Here is a 19259-nt window from a genome sequence, read left to right on the forward strand (position 1 = left end):
ATCACCCCCACCATCAACCCCGCCTCCGCGCCGGCAGCAGCGCGAAGCCGGCCAGCCGCCCCAGCCCGGCGACGTCCCCGCGCCTGGCGGCCGAGGGTGTCAGGGCTGCGGCGTGCAGCCGGGACGCCAGGTGTCGGCGTCCGGCGCGGGAGGCGCGGTTCCAGCCCATTGTCTTCATCCGGTCGGCCTCGGCCAGGAAGAAGTCGCGCTCCTCGTCGAAACGCGTGCCGTCGGTGGCCTGCGTCGAGGACTGGCTGGCCGGGTGGCGCCGGTAGCGGAAGCTGACGTGGTCTGACAATGCCAGTTTCTCCCCGGCCTTTATCAGCGACAGCGTTACGTTCAGGTCCTGGACGACGGTGAATGCCTGGTCGAACCCGACGGCCTGGATGGCCTCGGTCCGCCAGCAGATCGCCGGGAAGTACATCCAGTTGCCGCGCAGGAGTGAGGCCGCCAGCTTCTCGCCCTCCATCACCTGCACGCCCCGGACGCGGGGCGCGAACACGTTCCGCTTCATGCGGTCGACCAGCGGCGTGACCACGGCGCCGGTGGCGTCGATGACCTCGACGCCGGGCTGGGCCATGGCGACCTCGGGGTGGGCGTCATAGACGGCCAGCATTGTCGCGACGTAGTCCGGCAGCAGCTCGTCGTCGCAGCCGATCATCGCGACGAACTCGGCGTCGGCCGTGCCTAGGCTCTTCTGGAAGTTGCGGGTTATGCCCAGATTGCGTTCGTTGCGGTCATAGCGCACCCGGGGTTCCCCGGCGCTGAGTTCCGCGAACCACTCCGGGACCCCGGGCTCCTGCCCGTCGTCGATCACCGTCAGCCGCCAGCGCGGATCGGTCTGGGCCAGCACGCTGCGCACCGCGCCCTGCATCATCGGCACGTCGCCGTAGTACGGCATGACTATGTCGATCCGGGGCGGTGGGACGGTGCGGTGCCGGGACACCGGTTCCTCGGTCACTCGGGCCGCGATCGCACGATGAGGTCGGCGAGCAGCGCCATGGAGGCGATGATCAGGCCGCTGAGAATGAGCAGCGCGGTGTTCTGGGCGAACCGGAACGGGTGCACCACCAGGTCGAACACCGCCTTCACCGCGCCGATCCCGACCAGCCACAACGCCGGCGGCATCAGGACCTTCAGCGGGTTGAAGTACATGACCATCCGAAGGACTTGCAGGATATAGCGGTAGGCGTCCTTCACGAACTTGAACTTGGACTTCCCGGCCCGCTTCGCGTAGTCGATCGGGACGTAGACCACGTTCTTCTGGTTGGACATGAACGCCAACGTGATCGTGGTGACGCACGAGAAACCGGGCGGCAGCAACCGCAGATACGGCTTCGCGACCTCACGCCGCATAGCGCGCAAACCCGAGTTCAAGTCCGGGATCTTCTGGTTGACCAGCTTCTCCGCGATCTTGCGGATGACCCACTTCGCCGGTATCCGCAGCAGCCGGTGCGAACCCATCTCCGCCTTGCGGGCACCCACGACCTGGTCTATGTCGGCGTCGAAATCAAGCATCTCCACCAGTTCGGGGATCCGCTCGTTCGGATACGACATGTCGGCGTCGGTCCACACCACGATGTCGCCCCGGGCCATCGTCGACCCGATCCGGCGCACAGTCCCCGCCCCGCCGTTACGCGAGAACGCGACCACCTTCACGCTCGGGTACTCGATCTCGGCCTTGCGCAACACCTCCAAGGTCCCGTCCGTGGACGCGTCGTCGACGGCCAGCACCTCGTAGGGATAGTCAGTGGCGTCCAAAGCGGCGCAGATCCGTTGGACCTCCAGCAGAACGTGGGCCTCCTCGTTGTAGCAGGGGAGGACCACACTGACGTGTGGCACGATGTCGGCCTGCTCCGTGATCGTTCCCGGGGACATGACAGCCGTGACAGACATGACAGACACACCTTTCCTTGTGAAACACCCGATGTTCTTACCCGCTCCGCCGAGAGCAGTGCCCGGATCAGAGCACTGATCAGGCCTCGGCCGCGGGCGGGTCCGCCGGTCGTCGCCGGCGCCGGCGGCCCAGCCACCACTCGCCGACCGGGACGGCCAGCAGGCCGAGCGCGACGACCTCGGACACCGCCGTGGCGGCCGTCTGCCGCGGCAGGTCGTAGTGCACGGTCACCGTGTGCCGGCCGGCCGGGACGTTCACCGCGACCAGGCCCTCGTCGGCCTGGACCAGGTCGGCGTGCTGCCCGTCGACGGTGGCCTGCCAGCCGACCTGGTCGGCGTCGGCGACCACCAGGTAGCCGGAGCCCTGGGCGTCGACATCGGTGGTGATCGAGTCCGTGCCGTCGTCGGACACCTGGACCGTCGCCGACTGCCCGGACGCCGCCGGCCCCGGATCGGACAGCACGACCGTGTCGTCCGGCAGCGTCCCGGAGGCCAGCATCGACACCCGCTGGTCCGGCGCGGCGACGACAGCACTCTGCGACGCCCACCGGATCCGGGGCAGGGCGTTCAGCCGCTGGTAGATCACCGTCGAGCCGGAATACACGACGCGCAGGCCGTCGGCGGCGTCGGTGACGGTGTCCACGGCCGGGAGCCCGGCGTTCGCGTCCACGGTGAGCGGGGCCTTGGCGTGCAGGGTGATGGTCGCGGTCAGCGGGGTGCCGGCCGGGACCGCGTCGGCGGCCAGCGCGATCGGGAACGGGACGCCGGTCTGGATCCCGGTCAACCGGCTCACCTGGGCTATCTGCTTGCCGCTCGGGTCGTGGACGCTCACCTCGATCGTCGTGTCGTCGGTCAGGGCGGCGATGTCGGCCGGTATCGCGCCCTGCGGCGTGAACTGGATGCCGCGCACCGGGCCGGAAAGCAGCGGCACGGTGACCGGCTTGCCGGGGATCAGCTGTGTGGTGCCGCTGCGGGGCGCGGTGTTCACGGTGCCGAAGATAGTGTCGCCGGGGCCTGCGACCCAGTACTTGGTGCCCAGCCGGTCCAGCACGGTACTGGTGGCCTGCTTCAGATCGCCGGGCTTGAAGTCGACGTAGGTGGTGTAGGGGATGGCGCCGTCCGGCACGCCTTGGAGCATCGTGGCGAGGTTGGCGTTCAGGAACGTGTGGCCGTTCACCGAGCGCAGGTCGTACGCGGTACTGGTGCCGAACATGATCGCGGCGCCGCCGGCCGAGGCGTAGCGCTCGTCGCCGAGGTTGTCGGCGAGGAAGGTGTGGGTGTCGGTGACCGGGAAGAACGTCGACTTGGGGGAGTGCGGGTAGTAGCCGCGCATGAACTGCGCGCCCTGGACGGCGGCGAGCACTATCAGGGTCCCGGCGGCGCCGAAGCGGATGTAGCGGGCGCCCTCGCGGGTGCCGATCTTCGGGTGGGCGGCCACGAGGAGCGCCGCCACGCACGCGATCGCGACCGCGATGATGCCCGCCGCGTACAAGATCTCGGTGTGGTAGAGGCTGAGCGCCTTCTCGACGTTTTGGCCGCCGGCCTTCGCGGCCTCCCGCATCGTGCTGCGGCCGTGGTAGGCCATGGCGATCCCGAACACGGCACCGCCGGCGACCACCGCCGAGGCCCACAGCTGGCGTCGGGACCAGGTCTTCGCTTGCTGTTCCCGCTGTTGCCGGGCCCGTAGCAGCAGTTCGAAGCCGACGGCGACCAGTACCGCGAGCAGGAAGCCCAGGATGCTCCGGGCCCGGCCGACGAAGTTCTGCTCGAACAGCGAGCGCAGCACCGGCAGCTTCTGCACCGCGGCCAGCGGCGGCCCGCCGAGGTAGATCAGCTCGGCCCAGGCCGCCGCGGCCGCCGTGATGAACACCCAGGTGCCGGTGGGCAGCGTCGCCCGGCTGCGGCGCGGCATCGCGACGGTCACCAGGATGAGGACGACGGCCGCCGCGCCGATGTAGGAGACGGCCTCGACCATGTTGCGGTCCAGCACGAACTGGACCGGGTTGTGGGCGTCGACCGTGCCGAACGGCCAGGGCGAGATCGAGGTCAGGACGCTGGCGAAGGGCAGGGTGTCCGCCGAGGTCTGGTCCCGGTTCACGACCATCCAGGACTTGAAGAAGGTGAGGAACGGGATCAGCTGGAACAGGGCCAGGCCGACGCCCGCGGCCAGCGAACCGCCCAGGTACAGCACCGGACGCAGCAGCCGGCGCAGGTCCTCGCGATGCTCGCCGACCAGCCGGACCAGCGCATAGGCGGTGGCGGTCAGCAGGGCGTAGCCGGCGACGGACGGGAAGCCGCCCAGCAGCAGGGCCGCCACCGGCAGCGCGGCCAGTGCCGCGTCCCTGGCCCGGCGTTGCTGGATGAAGCGCTCGACCACCCAGAACAGCGCGGGGATGAACGCGGCCACCCTGGTCTGCGGGAACCCCAGCCAGGCCACCATGAACCCGCTGCCGGCGAAGACGATGCCGCCGAGGAGCGCGGAGGGGCGGGACAGGGACACCCGCCGCAGGAAGAGAAATGCGCCGCCGACCGAACAGACGATTTCCAGAAGTCTTTCATAGGCCGGGGCAAGCCAACTCGGCATCACATAGAAAGGCACCGACAACGGCGAGTAGAGCGCGTAGTCCGGAATCGCGCCCAAGGCGCTTCCCGCCGCGCCGTAAGGATTCCACTGCGCGACTTTGCCATGGTCCAGCTGCTGCTTGAACAGCATCTCGCTGGGGAGCTGGGAGGTGTAGGTGTCGTCCAGATAGGTATTCGACGGGATGGTGCCGACAAAGCCGTCGCTGACCCAGGGCCCCTGAGTGACCAGTTCATCGGTCGGCGCCAGCGTCGAGCTCCCGACCAGCGGGCCGCCGATACCCCACAGCGCGAAGAGCAGGACCCCGAGTACCGCCACGACGGTCAGCGCGCGCGGCCGCCGCCATTGTTGTGGGGTTTTCAGTCGGGCCGGTGTAAGCCTTTTTAGGGTTTTCAGTGGCGCCGGAGCGGCCCCTTGTGGGGTTGTCAGTGGCGTGGTCGCGACCGCTGTCGAGGCGCCTGGCTCTTCGCTGGTCGGTTCACTGGTGGCCGCCATACCCGTCCGATGCAGAAGGGGTGCGCCCCTGTAGCGACACCCGAAACGCGGACGACCGTAGCCAGCGAATCTTAGGAATACGTAAAGCCGGGGCGTTCGGCAAAACCGGATCCGGAATAGGCGACCATCACATGACTCGGGGTCTTTCTAGCGATATAAGGGGTCCGTCATGGGGTGGCCTATCGGGATGCTGATTGACGTCGCCGCAGGTTGTCGGCGGTGCGACAGGGATCAGGCCCCGGCCCGTCAGGAGTATCGGGGCCTGCTTTATAAGACGTTCCTGAGAGCCGTTAGGTTGCAGGCGGCCGGGTTTTGGCCGGGGCGGGCCGCCTACCGGTCCCTGATCGCGGCTCGATCGCCGACCAGGGTCTCCCAGGTCTGCGGTCCGACGGATCTGCGTTCAACGGTTCAACCTGCGCTGTCCCCACAGGCCTTGGGCCAGCAGCAGTGCCAGACCGAAGGCGAGGAACCACACCCCGCCGACGCCGGTGACGCGGTCCAGGGTCGATGGTGAGGTCGGCGGGCGGCCGTGTCGGCGGCCGATGTCCTCGGCGAGGTGCTCGACTTTCTGTTGGTCGGCGTTGCTCAGGGCGGTATCGGCGGTGCTGCCGTTGCCAGCGTCGCTGTCGCTGTCGTCGCTACCGGCCAGGGACTTCGACAGGTCGGTGATCTTCTGGACCTCGGCGGCCGAGAAGACGCTGCGCGAGGCGTCGCCGCCGTCGCTGAAACTGATGAGCCCGCAGGTCAGGACGTCGCCGGAGGTCTGGTCGAGGATGAGCAGCGACTTCGCGCCGCTGCCGCACTTGTCGCCGGCCTTGGCGAACGTCACGCGATACGGGGACTGGGGTTTCTCGGTCGCGAAGTGGACCACCAGGCCGATGCTGCCGATGAGGACGAGCAGGACACCCAGACAGCAGCCGCCGAGGACGACCGCCGCGGAGCGCTTAGTGGCGGCATCCGGCGTAGTCGCGGGTGTGTCCGTCACGCTCCGCCCCCTCGCCCCGTCCGCGGACCGGCACCGGCCAGCGCGGCCGGGCGAGTGCTGCGGACGGTGCCAACGATACTCCCGAATCCCTTCAGAACGCAGGGACAAAAGGGGATACTGGGTGCAAAGAGCTCGATTCCGGAATCGGGAAGGGAAGTGAGAGCCATGTCCGAGACCGCACCACGGCATGCTTCAGCTTCGGACATCACCACGCATCCAGACGCGATGGAGATGCGGCAGAGATTCGCCAGGGTCGTCGAGGGGCCCAGCGCCAGCACGCTGGACGGACTCGTCATCCTGTTGGGGCTGTACATGGCAGTGTCCCCGTGGGTGGTCCACTTCCACGCGGCCAACCCCGACGTGACGGTGAACAACCTGGTGATCGGCCTGTCGATGGCCGCGTTCGGCTTCGGCCTGGCCCTCCAGCCCGAGCGTCTGTACCGCCTCGGCTGGATCGCCGTCCCCATCGGCGTCTGGATGATCATCTCCCCCTGGGTGGTGACCCAGGGTCACAGCGCCCCGAAGGCGATCATCTGGAACAACCTCTGCATCGGTGCCGTGGCGGTCCTGCTCGGCCTGGCCATGCAGGGCTTCACCATGGGCGCCAGCCGCGCCCGGCGCTGAAAAGGAGCGGAGGTACACGCTGAGGTAGGACAGCCGGCCGCCGAGACCGTTCCCATCCCCCTTCCGGGAGCGCACTCGGCGGCCGAGTCGTGCAGGGAAAACCCGATAGCAGAGGCCCGCTTATTCACGACTCAGTAGCCTGATGGCTTCGCTAGCCTGGCGGGTATGACGGGTGAGGTCGGGTACGTAATCGGCGAGCGGTATCGACTGGTCGACCAGATCGGTCAAGGGGGCATGGGCCGGGTCTGGCGCGCGGTGGACGGACAACTCGGCCGCGAGGTGGCGGTCAAGGAGATCGCGCTGCCTCCGGGGCTCTCCCCGGAGGAACGCGAGCGCTACGTCACGCGCATGGAGAAGGAAGCGCGCTCCGCGGCCCGGCTGGGCCATCCCAACGTGATCACGGTGCACGATGTGGTGCACGAGGGCGACGTCCCATGGATCGTGATGGAACTCGTCGTCGGCGAGTCCCTCGACAGCCTGCTCAACCGCACCGGCTCGTTGCCCTGGGAACAGGCGGCTCGGATCGGGACGCAGATCGCCTTGGCGTTGGCCCACGCCCATGAGCGGCAGATCGTGCATCGGGACCTCAAACCCGACAACGTCCTGCTGGCCGGGACGCGGGTCGTACTCACCGACTTCGGCATAGCCCGGGTCATGGATGAGACCGTGCGCCAGACCTCGGCGGGCACCGTCATCGGCACGCCGCACTACATGTCGCCGGAGCAGGTCCAGAGCCTGGACATAGGGCCCGCCTCGGACCTGTGGTCGCTCGGCGTGCTGCTGTATGCCGCGGTCGAGGGCGGATTGCCCTTCACCAGTCCGCCCGTCTACCCGCTGTTCACCGCGATCCTCAACCAACCCGCGCCACTGCCGCGGCAGGCCGGTCCGCTCACCGGGCTCATCAACCAACTGCTGTCCAAAGACCCCGCACAGCGCCCGCCGGCCGCGCAGGTCGCGGATTACTTGTCGACGCTCGGCCGCGGTGCGGCTGAGCCCACGCCGCAACCGCCGCCCGGGCCGATTCCGCAGCAGAGCTATCCGCAACAGAGCTATGTGCAACAGGGCTATGTGCAACAGGGCCAGCGGCAACGGGGCAAGCGGCAACAGGGCCAACCACAGGCCACCGCACAGCAGCCCGGCTACTACAACCAGCCGACCGGCTGGCATCCCGGCTACGGGCCAGGTGTGCAGAGCACCTGGCCGGGGGCATATCCTCCCGGCCCGTACTTCTCACCCCAGCAGCCGTGGGGCATGCCGGGCATGGGGCTGATACCCGGCACAGTACGTTTCGCCCACTGGGGACAGCGCGTTGCCGCCACCCTCATCGATGGGGTGTGCCTGCTGCCCGGCTACATCGGCTACATCTTCTTCTTCGCCTCCATCAAATTCACCACCGACCCGGAAACCGGCCTGGTCACCGTCAGCGGCCCCTCTTCCGCGGGGTGGGCCTGGCTGGCGAGCACCGTGGTGTTCATCTTCGGCTTCTCGCTATGGCAGCTCTACCTACAGGGCACCACCGGGCAGACCATCGGCAAGCGCGTCGTCCACATCCGAGTGGTCCGCGAAGCCGATGGCGGCTACACCGGATTCGGCCGAGCCGTTCTCCGCTACATGGCTCACATCATTGACGGCCTGCCGTTTTACCTCGGCTACTTCGCCCCGCTCTGGGACGACAAGAACCAGACCTTCGCCGACAAGGCTTGCCACACCGTTGTCATCGAAAGCTAGCCGGAAAGGTCAGCCGCTCTTCTCTCCGGCCTCACCGGCCCCACCCGTCCCACCTCCGCGACCTTGACGCCCCCACGATCCCGCAGTTGACTGACTCGGCGTCAGATTGTTTGCGGCCGCAACAAGACCACTCATCAAAGCTACGAACAGCTGGGAGTGTCCTTAATGCGTGCTCGAACACCCTGGTCGCGGCCGCTCGGGAGCCATAGTCGGGCGGGCTCGAAGCGGCGTCTCGTCCAAGTCGGCCTCGCCGCAGCCCTCACCTTGGCGTCGGTGGACGCCGCCGCTTCGACCAGTGCGGCGGCCAACTCGGCGACGCCGAAGTACCTCGACAAGTCCGCGTCGGTGACGGCGCGGGTCAGTGATCTTCTGGGGCGGATGACGCTGCCCGAGAAGGCCGGGCAGATGGATCAGCAGCTCGTTGACAACGCCACCGCTTCTGGGAGCGGGAGTTGCGGGGCCGCCGGGTTCAGTCTGCCGACGGCCGCGTGTATGCAGTCGGCGATCGTGGACCAGAACGTGGGGTCGGTGCTGGCCGGCGGGACCGACAACCCCGCGGACACCACCGGGAGTGGGACCAGCGGCAACACCGCGCAGGACTGGGCCGACGACTACAACGCCATTCAGCAGTACGCCATCGCCCACTCGCGCCTGCACATCCCGCTGAGCTTCGGCGTCGACGCCGTCCACGGGTTCGGGCATCCCTGGCAGGCGCCGCTGTTCCCGCAGTCCATCGGCATGGGCGCCACGTGGGACCCGTCGGCCGCGCAGGCCGGCGGGGCGATGACCGCCGCCGCGCTGCGCTCCACGGGGTGGACGTGGGCCTTCGCGCCGGTGCAGGACCTGGCGCGGGACAACCGGTGGGGCCGCACGTATGAGACGTGGGCCGAGGAGCCCGCTCTGTCCGCCGCGATGGGTGCCGCAAACGTTACCGGGCTCCAGACCCCGGCTCCGGGCGGCGGGCTCGACGTCAGCGCGACGGTCAAGCACTTCGCCGGGTACTCGGAGTCGATCAACGGTCATGACCGCGACGAGGCCCAGCTGCCCCTGAACTACCTGCAGAGCACGATCCTGCCGTCCTACGCCGGGGCGATCAACGCCGGCGCCGACGCCGTGATGGTCGACTCCGGCTCCATCAACGGCGTCCCGGCCACCTCCTCGCACTACCTGCTCACCGACATCCTGCGCGGCCAGATGGGCTTCAAGGGCGTCATCATCAGCGACTACCAGGACGTGCAGGCGCTCCAGACCGCCTACCACATCGCCGGCAGCCTGCCGGACGCCGTGGCCGAGGCGGTGAACGCCGGTCTGGACATGAGCATGGAGGTCAACGGGCCGGACCAGTGGCAGAGCGCGATCATCCAGGACGTCGGCGACGGCAAGATCAAGATGTCGACGATCAATGACGCCGTGCGCCGCATCCTCACCATGAAGTTCCAGCTCGGCCTGTTCGACCAGCCCTGCGTGGCCGATCCGAGCAAGCCGTGCCTGAACGCCGGGGCCGCCGACGCCGTCGTGGACTCCGGACGCGACCAGACGCTGAAGGCCGCGCAGGAGTCGGTCACACTGCTGCGCGACCAGAACAACGCCCTGCCGCTGGCGGCCGGCAGCCGCGTGGTGGTCACCGGCCCCAGCGCCGACTCGATGACCAACCAGCTCGGCGGCTGGAGCGTGAGCTGGCAGGGGGTCGCCGGGGCCGGGCACGTGTGCTGCATGGGCGCGCCGGACCAGATCCCGCCGGGCACCACGGCCCTGACCGGGATCCTCGGCGCCGACCCGCAGGCCAAGTCCATCCCCGACCAGGCCGCCGCCGTCGCCGCGGCCCCGAACACTGATGCCTACGTCGCCGTCGTCGGCGAGAAGGCCTACGCCGAAGGCCTCGGCGACAACCCGGCCCCGGCCCTGCCGCCGGACCAGCAGGCGCTGATCTCGGCGCTGGAGGCGACCGGCAAGCCGGTGGTGGTCGTGGTCGAGGCCGGCCGCCCGGTGGGCCTGGGCCCGGCCGAGAAGGCGAACGCCGTCGTGATGGCCTACCAGGGCAGCACCGAGGCCGGGCAGGCCGTGGCCGACGTGTTGTTCGGCAAGGTGGACCCGAGCGGCCACCTGTCGATCAGCTGGCCGTCCGACGCGCCGACGGTCGGCGCGGACTTCAACAGCGGCGCGCCGTCCCCGCTCGGCGACGAGCCGAAGTTCTTCGACCAACTACCCGGCACCGGCTCCGGCCCCGGGAACGCCTACAACCCGCTGTATCCCTTCGGATACGGGCTCTCCTACACCACCTTCAGCCACACCGGGCTGTCGGTGACGCCGACCGCCTCGGCGCACGGCAAGCTCACCGCGACCCTGACCGTCACCAACACCGGGACCCGCTCGGGTACCGACATCGTGCCGCTCTACGTGGCCCAGCCGGTCAGCGCCTCTGCCGAGCCGCCACAGCGGCTGGTCGGCTTCACCCGGGTGACGCTGGCCGCCGGGGCGGCGCAGACCGTGAAGATCACCTTCCCGGCCACCGCGCTGGCCCGCAGCCAGGGCGACATCAACGCCTCGGGCCCGCCGACCGTCGAGCCCGGCGGGTACATCCTGCAGATCGACAAGGAGGCCGACACGACGCCTTATGACGTGGACCTGTCGGCGCCGTTCACCCTGACCTAGAGCCGGTTCAGCCCCACGCGGCCGGCGCGGGCGACCTCTACAGGGGCCGCCCGCGCCGGTCCTGGCATACCGTGAAGCCATGAAGCCGAACCGCTCGATTCCGCAGGTGACAGTCATCCCGGTGCTGGTCTATCCGGACGTCCGCGCGGCCGTGGACTACCTGACCACGGTCTTCGGGTTCGCCGAACACATCCGGATCGGCGATGACCACCGCTCCCAGATGCGCATCGGTGAAGACGGAGCCGTGATCATCGCCGACGTGCGCGGGCAGCGGACCGCGCCGACACCCGGCGTCGAGACGCACCTGCTCAAGGTGCGGGTCGAAGACGTCCGCGCGCAGTACGAGCGGGCCAAGGAGCACGGCGCGTCGATTGTCGAGGACCTGGCCGAGCAGCCGTTCGGCGAGTTGCAGTTCACGGTTGACGACCCGGCCGGGCACCGCTGGCAGTTCTGCGAGAGCGTGCGCGATGTGGATCCCGAAGAGTGGGGCGGAACAGTCGTCGGGGACTGAGCTCGCCGCGGGGCCACCTCACGAGGCCGGAGCGGATCCGAACGTCACGTCCATCGTCAGCAGCGGTCCGCGCTGGTGCGCCGGGGCCTGCACCAGATTGGTCTGCCGGGTCTTGGCCCACCCGACGTTCGGGTCCGGGTCCAGCGCCGTGCTGTACGCCTCCAGCACCTTGCCCAGCGTCGCGGAGCTGCTGTAGTCGTCGGTCGCCGGGTCCCCCGGGTTGCTCACCGTGATCCCGTAGGGCGAGCTGATCGACAGCGGTCCGGCGCTGATCCCGGCCGGGTCGGACAGCGTGCCGCCGTCGGCGCCGAAGGACAGCGCGGTCCCGGAGGTCAGGCCGGTGACGCCGAGGATCTTCTGCTGCACGGAGTTCGGCGCCGTCGATCCGCCCGGCAGGTCGGTCAGGTAGGGCAGACCGGCGATGTAGGAGACTGACACACCGGACGGCAGCGCGGCGGCCGGCACCGCGGCGGTGATCCGCACGGTCCCGTCGCCGACCCGGTACAGCGTGGTCACCGGCACCACGACACCGTTCGGGCCGGCCATCTGCTGCACGACCATGCGGCCCTGGAAGCCCACCGCGGGCAGCGGGACGCTGACCGGCTCGGTGTTCGGCGCCGGCGTGAAGAAGTGCGTGCCGGTGGCGTCGGTCCAGGCCGGGCCGATGGACTGCTGCCCGGACGTGGCGGCGTCGATGACGTCCGCGTTCCCGGCGGTGACCAGGTACGGCACCTGGTTCTGGTCCAGCACCAAGGAGCCGGCGCCCTGCCGCAGCTTGTAGGCCGTGTTCACGTTCTGCGAACCCTGATACCAGCTCCCCGGATCGGTCATCTGCCAGACGGTGATGAAGGCGACGTGGCCGTCCGGCGTGACCACGTGGTCCGGCTCGGTCCCCACGTGGTAGTAGGGGATGGGCGAGGTGCCCAGGTAGCGGCCCAGGTCGTCCTTGACGAGGCCGCTGTAGTGCTGCAGGCCGTACAGCGCCTCGTAGCCGGGGTGGTCCTCGTTGTGGCGCGGGCCGCCGTAGTCGAAGCCGCGCGCCGACAGCCGCAGGTCCAGGTACTTGGACATCTCCAGGCCGTCGTCGTAGAACCGCTTGTCGCCGGTGAGCTGCCAGCCGCGCCACAGGAAGCTGATGGAGATGGCGCCGTAGTTCTGGTCGAAGCCGCCGGAGTGCTCGGGGTAGAAGCAGTAACCGCGGTCGCACTCCTTCAGCGGCCGCACCTTGTTGGTGAAGGTGTCCATCGCCTGTTGCTCCAGCCCGGCGGCCAGATCCTCGCGGCCCAGCCGGGTCAGCTGCTGGGAGAGCTGGATCGCGCCGTCCACCGAGCCGATCGCCTGGTTGTCGGCGTCCTGCGGGTTGTACTGCGAGGCCTGCGTCAGCCACTTCCAGTAACCGACGCCGAGGTTTTCCAGCGCGCCCTGTTGGTCCGGACGCAGCATTCCGTCGCCGTACTGCAGGACGTTGTCGGTGTGCAGCAGCGCCCACACAGTGGTCGGCCAGTCGCCGGGACCGCCGTCGGCCAGGGTGTACGGCTCGTAGGCGGCGTAGGGGAATCCGGTGCCCAGCTTGGCCATCGTCACGTCGCCGGGGTTGTCGGCGGTGTAGACGCGGTTGGCCAGGTACCAGTCGATGCTCTTCTGGAAGGCCGGGATGACGCTGGCGTCATGGGTCTGCGAGTAGTACAGCGCCAGCAGGCTGGACACGCCCAGCGAGTTGTCGCCGAGGTCCTTGGTCTTGCCCTGGATCTCGAACGAGCCGGCCGCGCTCTGGTGGGCTATCGCCTTCTGGACGGCGTCCTTCAGCGCGGCCGGGTAGACGCCGGGACCGTCGGGGATGTTGCCGAGATGGACGCTCAGGTCGGCCGGCAGTACCGGCTTGACCACCGGTGCCGCCGCCGGGGAGGCGGCACCGGCGTCCGGCGCGATGGTGACCGCGGCGACCGCGGCGGCCGCTGCGAGCACCGCGAAACGGTAGGGGGATCGACGTGTCATGAGGGTGGTTTTTCCTTCCACTGCAAGGGATTCGGGCTCAGCCCTTGAAACCGGTGGTGGCGATGCCCTGGACCAGGTTGCGCTGGAAGAACACGAACAGTGCGAACAGCGGCGCCAGGCTCACCGTCGCCATCGCGAACATCGGTCCCAGCTCCGAGCCGGAGGTGGCGTCCAGGAACATCCGCAGGCCCACCGGCAGCGTCTGCTTGTCCGGGCTGTTCAGGTAGATCAGCTGGCTGAAGTAGTCGTTCCAGGTCCAGATGAAGGTGAAGATCGCGGTGGTGGCCATCGCCGGCCGGATCAGCGGCAGCAGGATGTAGCGGAAGGTGCGGAACGGCCCGCAGCCGTCCAGCGCCGCCGCCTCGTCCAGCTCCCGCGGCAGGCCGCGCATGAACTGCAGGTTCAGGAACACGAAGAACGCGTCCACGGCCAGGAACTTCGGCACGATCAGCGGCAGGTCGGTGTCGACCCAGCCCAGCTTGTGGAACAGCAGGTACTGCGGGATCAGCAGCACCTCCTTGGGCATCAGCAGCATGCCGATGGCCAGTCCGGTCACCAGCGCGCGGCCCCGGAACTCCAGCCGGGCCATCGCGTAGGCGGTGACCGAGCAGCTGGCCAGGTTGCCGATCACCGCGCCGACCGAGATCAGCACGGAGTTCAGGAAGTAGGTGCTGAACGTGGTTCCGGCCGAGCCCTGCCAGCCGGTGCTGTAGTTCGACCCGGCGAAGTGCTTCGGCCACGGCGACAGCGTGGAGATGATGGCCTGGGTCGGTTTGAACGAGGAGCCGACCATCCACAGCACCGGATACAGCAGGAACAGCAGCAGCACCAGCACGATGACGTGCCACAGGGCCGGCCGCAGGCGGGCCAGGCCGCGTCGCTCGGAGCGCGGGCGCTCCGAGGAGTCCAGCCGGCGCGGATTGAGGGTGTTCGCGGTCATAGCGGTGTCAGTCTCCGTAGTGGACCCAGAAGCGGGACGACCAGAACAGCAGCCCGGTCAGGACGCTCAGGCCCAGGATCAGCACCCAGGCCATCGCCGCGGCGTAGCCCATCTGCTGCTCGGTGAATGCCTTCTGATACAGGTAGAGCGTGTAGAAGAGGGTGGAGTCCACCGGGCCGCCCTGGCCGTCGCCGACCAGCTGGGCCGGGGTGAACGCCTGGAACGCCCCGATCATCTCCACGACCAGGTTGAACAGGATCACCGGGCTCAGCGCCGGCAGTGTGATGGACCAGAACCTGCGCCAGGTGCCGGCGCCGTCCACTTCGGCGGCCTCGTACAGCTCCCGCGGGATCTGCTTCAGCCCGGCCAGGAAGATCACCATCGGCGCGCCGAACTGCCACATCGCCAGGCCGACGATCACCCAGCGGACCGTGGACGGGTCCGAGACCCAGGCCCCGCCCTTGATCCCGAACAGGTTCAGGAACTGGTTGAAGGGGCCGTTCACGTCGAACGTGCCCTGCCACACGATCGCGATCGCCACGCTGGTGCCGAGCAGCGAGGGCAGGTAGAACAACGCCCGGTACAGCCCCTGGCCCCTGCGCGGCTTGGCCAGCAGTAGCGCGACGCCCAGCGCCATCAGCAGCTTCAGCGGTGCCGAGGCGATGACGTACTGCACGGTGACCCAGACCGAGTGCACGAAGCGCGGATCGGCGGTGAACATCTCGCGGTAGTTCTGCAGGCCGACCCAGTGTGGCTGGCTGAGCAGGTCGTACTGCGTGAACGACAGATAGAGCGAATACAGCAGCGGTAGCAGCAGGACCCCGACGGTGCCGAGGATCCAGGGACTGAGCATGATGTAGGCCGCGCCGTTGGTGCGGCGCCGTCCGCCCGGGCGGACCTTGGCCTTCTTGGCGGCCGTGGCGCCGGGCCCGGAGCGGGGCGCGGCGGACAGCGTGCTGGTGGGAGAGGACATGCGGATTCCGGTCCTGTCCTAGCTGCCCTGTGCGAGCAGCTTGTCGGCCTGGTCCATGAAGCTCTGCGCGGCGGCGTCCACCGAGGACTTCCCGAACCACACGTTCTCGGCCATGCGCACATACAGGTCGGTCTCGATCTGCTGCTGCGCGGCCGGTGCGGCCGGCGGCGGGGCGGAGTTGTTCCCCGCCTGCGCGACGTACTGGCCGTAGGTGGCGACCGCCTTGTCGTTGCCGGTCAGCGTCGGGGTGAGCGCGGTGAGGACATCGCTGTTCACCGGACCGCCGCGGGTCAGCCCCTGCGCGGCGCCGGCCTCGGGGGAGTTCACCAGGAAGTCGATGAGCTCGGCGGCCTCGGTCGGGTGCTTGCTCTTGGCGTAGATGCCCCAGTTCACCGAGCGCTTCAGGTATGCGCCGGGGTGGCCGCTCTCGCCGGGCAGCCCCACGTACTGCCAGCCGGTGCCCGGCAGCGTGGTGCTGGTGCCGTACAGGTCCATCGCCACCTGGCCCTTGGCGATCGGGGCCTTGGTGACGTCACCGGTCACGCCGGGCTCGGTGGTGGTGGCCGGCGGAACCGCGCCGTCGGCCCGCATCGCGGCCCAGTAGTTCCACCAGTCCACCAGTGTCTGCTTGCTGAATCCCAGGCTCTTGCCGTCGGCCGAATACAGGTTGCCGCCCTGTTGCCGGGCCCAGATCTCGAAGGCCTGGGTGTTGTAGCTGTCGTCGGCGGCGCCGTAGACCTGGCCGCCGCCGGCGGCCGAGAGCTTCTTGGCCGAGATCTGCTTGGCCAGCGTCGCGTACTGCTGCCAGCTCAGGCCCGCGGTCGGGGAGGTGAGCCCGGCCTTGGCGACCAGATCGCCACTGAAGGTCAGGGCGAACAGGTTCGAGCCGGCCGGGACCTCGTAGAGCTTGCCGTTGACGGAGCCCTGGGCGAGATAGGACTGGTCGATCTTGGCGGTGTTCAGTACCGGACTCTGGGTGGACAGGTCCACCAGCGCATTCTTGTCGGCGTACTTGGCGACGGTGTCGACCTGGAAGATGTCCGGGGCGTCGCCCGCGGTCACCTGCGTGTTCAGCTTGTCGTAGTACCCGGTGTAGGCGCCGGGCTGGGTCTGCACCGAGATGTTCGGGTGCGCCTTCTGGAACAGGGCGATCGCGTCCTGGGTGGCCTTGGCCCGGGTGGGGTTGCCCCACCAGGTGATCCGCAGGGTGATCTTGCCGCCCGCGGCACTGGCGCCGCCGCCGCCGTTGTTTCCACACGCGGCCAGGGCCAGCGCGGCAGCGGCCAGCACGGCGCCGGTGCGGATGCCGCGCAGCCGTGTCGTTTCCGGAACCTTCATCGTCGCGCCTCTCGTGAACGGTCACATGACTTGCCGGGACCCTAAGGCGGCGATCCGGGGGACGTCAAGAGCGTTAACCAAACCGCATGCCGAACCGTGGCGGAGTAGTTGGGTTCTCTGTCGCGCCGGGGTTTGCGTGCGATAGCGTGAACGGTGACATGAAATCCACGGGACAGATCACCATGCGGCACGTGGCCGACCGGGCCGGCGTGTCCTACCAGACCGTCTCGCGGGTCATCAACGACGCCGACGGCGTCGCGCCGGAGACCCGCGAGCGCGTGCTGGCCGCCATGCGCGACCTCAACTATCGGCCCAGCGTCGCCGCCCGGTCGCTGGCCCGGGCCCGCACCGACACCATCGGCCTGGTGCTGCCGTTCCCGGTCGACGTGACCTTCGCGAACGCGCACTTCCTGCAGACCGTCGGCGGGGTGGACCGGGTGGTCGCCGAGAACGACTACAGCCTGCTGGTCTCCAGCCCCAATGACGAGGACCCGGCGCTGTCCGCGCACCGCCGCATGGTGCGCCAGCGCGCCGTGGACGGCGTCATCGTCGAGGCCGGGATGGGGGATGAGGGCATCGAGCTGCTGGTCGAGGCCGGCTACCCGGTGGTGGCCATCGGGCACGTCGCCGCGGCCGTGCCCTCGGTCCAGCCCGACGACGAGAGCGGCGCCTACAGCGCCACCCAGCATCTGCTGGCCCTGGGCCACCGCCGCATCGCCCTGATCGCCGGCAGCACCCCGGGCAACCTGGCTCAGCAGGCCCGGCTGCGCGGCTGCAAGCGGGCCGGCACCGACGCCGGCCAGCCGCTGGACGAGGACCTGATCGCCACCGGCGAGTTCTCCCTGGAGTCCGGCCACGACGCGGCGGCGCGCCTGTTCGACCGGGACGTGCCGCCGACCGCCGTGCTGGCCTTCAACGACGCCATGGCCATCGGCGCGATGCAGCTGCTGCGCGAGCGCGGGATCGACGTGCCGCACGAGGTGTCGGTCGTCGGCTTCGACGACACCCCGACCGCCTCGCTGCTGACCCCGTCGCTGACCACGGTCCGCATCTTCAGCTCCGAGCTCGGCCAGCGCGCCGCCCGCACGCTGATCGGGATGCTGCGCGGCACCAAGGTGCCGCCGGTGCCGGCGGTACTGCCCAGCCAGCTGGTGGTGCGGCAGTCGACGGCGCCGGCGCGACGGGATTGAGGGGCTGAGGGGCTGAGGGGCTGGCTCAAGCCTCTGCGAGCCAGCTCAGGCCTCTGCGGTGGCCGCCGCTCAGACGCGCTGCTCGGAGGTCGCTCAGAGGTCGCTCAGGCGCCCGAGGCAGCCGCGCTCACGCCTCCGCGGCGAGCTTCGCCAGCCGCTCCATGACGTCCGGGTCCGGCCAGGAACCGACCCGGTAGCGTGCCGGGTGGTAGCCCTCGGCCGGGGTCAGCCCGACCTCGTCGGCGACCGCCGCCCACGGGACCATCAGCAGGTCCCCGTCCTTCTTCGGGAACAGGACGAGGTCGGCATCCGGCAGCAGCGAGGTCTCCTCGTCGGCCCAGGAGGCGGCGGTGACCTCCGCGCCCTCGGGGCTGCGGAAGCCCTTCAGCGCGGCCGGGAACGGGTCGCCGGGCCCGGCGATGCCCCGCAGGTGCTCGGTCTGCGGCCCGTAGGCGTCCATCGCCAGCAGGATCTGCGCGTGCTTGACCGCCGCGTGCGCGGGGTGGTCCTCGGGCACTGTGTAGAGGACCACGTTCCCGTCGTCGTCGACCGTGATCGGCGCCGGGCTGATCGGCCGCGCGGCCTGGCGCCACTCGCGCTCGGCGATCGCGAACGCCTCGGTCACGGCCCCGGTGTCCGGCGTCTCGTAGGCTAGTAGCAGGGTGCTGTTGCTGACCGAGAAGGCCAGCGGGCGGGCGCCGGTGATCCGCCCGATCGTCGCCAGCCAGCCGTCGACCAGCGGGAGCGAGGTCAGGTAGGCGTCGCCGTTGTCGGTGTGCCGGGCCGGCTGCGTGCTGCCGGTGCGCCGGCGGGCCTCGTCCAGCGAGGCGGTGACCGTGCGCGCCATGTTCCGGTGCGCGGTGGCGAACGCCTCGTCCCGGCTCACGCCCCAGCGCCGCAGATCGGAGTCCGCGGCGTACCGCATGGCCGAGGGCGTGTCGATGACCAGCATCTCCGACAGGTAGCGCGCGGCCGGCCGGCTGACGATCTCGAACTGCGGGTCGGCCGGGATCGGTCGCAGCACCGGCCGCAGCGCCGCGCGCACGTCGTCCCACTGCTCCGGGGTCGGCGGCAGGGCGGCGATGTCGGCCAGCCGGCCGATGGCGGTCTTGCGGGCGGCGGACGAGGCGCCCCGCGTCTCCCGGAACACCGTCTCCAGATTGATGACCGCCGGCTCGGCGCCCTGAGCGCCCTGATACACGACCTGGAACGTCTCCGGGTCGTAGTCGGCGCGCGCCACGGAGTCCACGGCCCGCACCCGCGCCGCGACCTCCTTCCCGAACCGGTCGCGGGCGGACCCGAACAGTCTTTCGGCTATTCCCATGGCCGGGAACCTAACGCAGGCCGCCGA

The 19259-nt window shown here is 69.4% G+C and carries 14 protein-coding genes; 5 read left to right on the forward strand and 9 right to left on the reverse strand.

Features of this window, described 5'->3' with window-relative positions; translation table 11 throughout:
• Positions 1-13: 13 nt before the first annotated feature.
• From KGQ19_RS29010 to KGQ19_RS29025, 4 genes are all read right to left on the reverse strand, one after another.
• The gene (locus tag KGQ19_RS29010) at positions 14-961 is read right to left on the reverse strand and encodes a glycosyltransferase family 2 protein (RefSeq protein WP_307856547.1); all 948 of its coding nucleotides are present in this window, start codon (positions 959-961) and stop codon (positions 14-16) included.
• Positions 958-1896 carry a glycosyltransferase family 2 protein gene (locus KGQ19_RS29015; RefSeq protein WP_230419618.1) on the reverse strand — a complete coding sequence of 313 codons (939 nt, stop codon included), beginning with the start codon at positions 1894-1896 and terminating at the stop codon, positions 958-960. The genes KGQ19_RS29010 and KGQ19_RS29015 overlap by 4 nt, the downstream gene beginning before the upstream one ends.
• A 79-nt stretch (positions 1897-1975) precedes the next feature.
• A complete protein-coding gene (locus KGQ19_RS29020) occupies positions 1976-4795 on the reverse strand; it encodes a YfhO family protein (RefSeq protein WP_212014673.1) in 2820 nt (939 codons plus the stop codon).
• Positions 4796-5372: 577 nt separating this feature from the next.
• A complete protein-coding gene (locus tag KGQ19_RS29025; RefSeq protein WP_212014675.1) occupies positions 5373-5957 on the reverse strand; it encodes a hypothetical protein in 585 nt (194 codons plus the stop codon).
• Between the two features lie 165 nt (positions 5958-6122).
• Between KGQ19_RS29025 and KGQ19_RS29030 the strand changes: the two genes are divergently transcribed.
• From KGQ19_RS29030 to KGQ19_RS29045, 4 genes are all read left to right on the forward strand, one after another.
• Complete coding sequence (locus KGQ19_RS29030; RefSeq protein ID WP_194927205.1) at positions 6123-6581, forward strand: SPW repeat protein; 459 nt, start codon at positions 6123-6125, stop codon at positions 6579-6581.
• A gap of 165 nt (positions 6582-6746) precedes the next feature.
• Positions 6747-8309, forward strand: a complete 1563-nt coding sequence (locus KGQ19_RS29035; RefSeq protein ID WP_212014677.1) for a protein kinase domain-containing protein — start codon at positions 6747-6749, stop codon at positions 8307-8309.
• A 273-nt stretch (positions 8310-8582) separates the two neighbouring features.
• Positions 8583-10961 carry a glycoside hydrolase family 3 N-terminal domain-containing protein gene (locus KGQ19_RS29040; RefSeq protein ID WP_307856548.1) on the forward strand — a complete coding sequence of 793 codons (2379 nt, stop codon included), beginning with the start codon at positions 8583-8585 and terminating at the stop codon, positions 10959-10961.
• Between the two features lie 79 nt (positions 10962-11040).
• On the forward strand, positions 11041-11472 hold the full coding sequence (locus KGQ19_RS29045) for a VOC family protein (RefSeq protein ID WP_212014687.1): 432 nt from the start codon (positions 11041-11043) through the stop codon (positions 11470-11472).
• An 18-nt stretch (positions 11473-11490) separates the two neighbouring features.
• Here KGQ19_RS29045 and KGQ19_RS29050 read toward each other — a convergent pair whose 3' ends face one another.
• The 4 genes from KGQ19_RS29050 to KGQ19_RS29065 are packed head-to-tail and all read right to left on the reverse strand — an operon-like array spanning position 11491 to position 16718.
• Positions 11491-13467 (reverse strand): hypothetical protein, encoded by a 1977-nt coding sequence (locus tag KGQ19_RS29050; RefSeq protein WP_212014689.1) that lies wholly within the window; start codon positions 13465-13467, stop codon positions 11491-11493.
• Between the two features lie 37 nt (positions 13468-13504).
• Positions 13505-14407: a carbohydrate ABC transporter permease gene (locus KGQ19_RS29055; RefSeq protein ID WP_212014691.1), complete on the reverse strand. Its 903-nt coding sequence runs from the start codon at positions 14405-14407 to the stop codon at positions 13505-13507.
• Between the two features lie 7 nt (positions 14408-14414).
• The gene (locus tag KGQ19_RS29060; protein WP_212014692.1) at positions 14415-15380 is read right to left on the reverse strand and encodes a carbohydrate ABC transporter permease; all 966 of its coding nucleotides are present in this window, start codon (positions 15378-15380) and stop codon (positions 14415-14417) included.
• 18 nt (positions 15381-15398) lie between these two features.
• Positions 15399-16718, reverse strand: coding sequence for an ABC transporter substrate-binding protein (locus KGQ19_RS29065; RefSeq protein WP_212014694.1), 1320 nt, complete (start codon positions 16716-16718; stop codon positions 15399-15401).
• Positions 16719-16876: 158 nt separating this feature from the next.
• Between KGQ19_RS29065 and KGQ19_RS29070 the strand changes: the two genes are divergently transcribed.
• On the forward strand, positions 16877-17908 hold the full coding sequence (locus KGQ19_RS29070) for a LacI family DNA-binding transcriptional regulator (protein ID WP_212014696.1): 1032 nt from the start codon (positions 16877-16879) through the stop codon (positions 17906-17908).
• Between the two features lie 127 nt (positions 17909-18035).
• Here KGQ19_RS29070 and KGQ19_RS29075 read toward each other — a convergent pair whose 3' ends face one another.
• The gene (locus KGQ19_RS29075) at positions 18036-19232 is read right to left on the reverse strand and encodes a DUF1444 domain-containing protein (RefSeq protein ID WP_212014698.1); all 1197 of its coding nucleotides are present in this window, start codon (positions 19230-19232) and stop codon (positions 18036-18038) included.
• Positions 19233-19259: the final 27 nt, after the last annotated feature.

Origin of the sequence: Catenulispora pinistramenti (assembly GCF_018274385.1) — a bacterium.
GTDB classification, from domain to species: domain Bacteria; phylum Actinomycetota; class Actinomycetes; order Streptomycetales; family Catenulisporaceae; genus Catenulispora; species Catenulispora pinistramenti.

What these genes read in the sequence shown, in the direction of transcription:
- KGQ19_RS29030 (WP_194927205.1), top strand. Translation starts at nt 6,123, where the DNA reads ATGTCCGAGACCGCACCACGGCATGCTTCAGCTTCGGACATCACCACG.
- KGQ19_RS29035 (WP_212014677.1), top strand. Translation starts at nt 6,747, where the DNA reads ATGACGGGTGAGGTCGGGTACGTAATCGGCGAGCGGTATCGACTGGTC.
- KGQ19_RS29065 (WP_212014694.1), bottom strand. Translation starts at nt 16,718, where the DNA reads ATGAAGGTTCCGGAAACGACACGGCTGCGCGGCATCCGCACCGGCGCC.
- KGQ19_RS29060 (WP_212014692.1), bottom strand. Translation starts at nt 15,380, where the DNA reads ATGTCCTCTCCCACCAGCACGCTGTCCGCCGCGCCCCGCTCCGGGCCC.
- KGQ19_RS29050 (WP_212014689.1), bottom strand. Translation starts at nt 13,467, where the DNA reads ATGACACGTCGATCCCCCTACCGTTTCGCGGTGCTCGCAGCGGCCGCC.
- KGQ19_RS29070 (WP_212014696.1), top strand. Translation starts at nt 16,877, where the DNA reads ATGAAATCCACGGGACAGATCACCATGCGGCACGTGGCCGACCGGGCC.
- KGQ19_RS29045 (WP_212014687.1), top strand. Translation starts at nt 11,041, where the DNA reads ATGAAGCCGAACCGCTCGATTCCGCAGGTGACAGTCATCCCGGTGCTG.
- KGQ19_RS29015 (WP_230419618.1), bottom strand. Translation starts at nt 1,896, where the DNA reads ATGTCTGTCACGGCTGTCATGTCCCCGGGAACGATCACGGAGCAGGCC.
- KGQ19_RS29075 (WP_212014698.1), bottom strand. Translation starts at nt 19,232, where the DNA reads ATGGGAATAGCCGAAAGACTGTTCGGGTCCGCCCGCGACCGGTTCGGG.
- KGQ19_RS29055 (WP_212014691.1), bottom strand. Translation starts at nt 14,407, where the DNA reads ATGACCGCGAACACCCTCAATCCGCGCCGGCTGGACTCCTCGGAGCGC.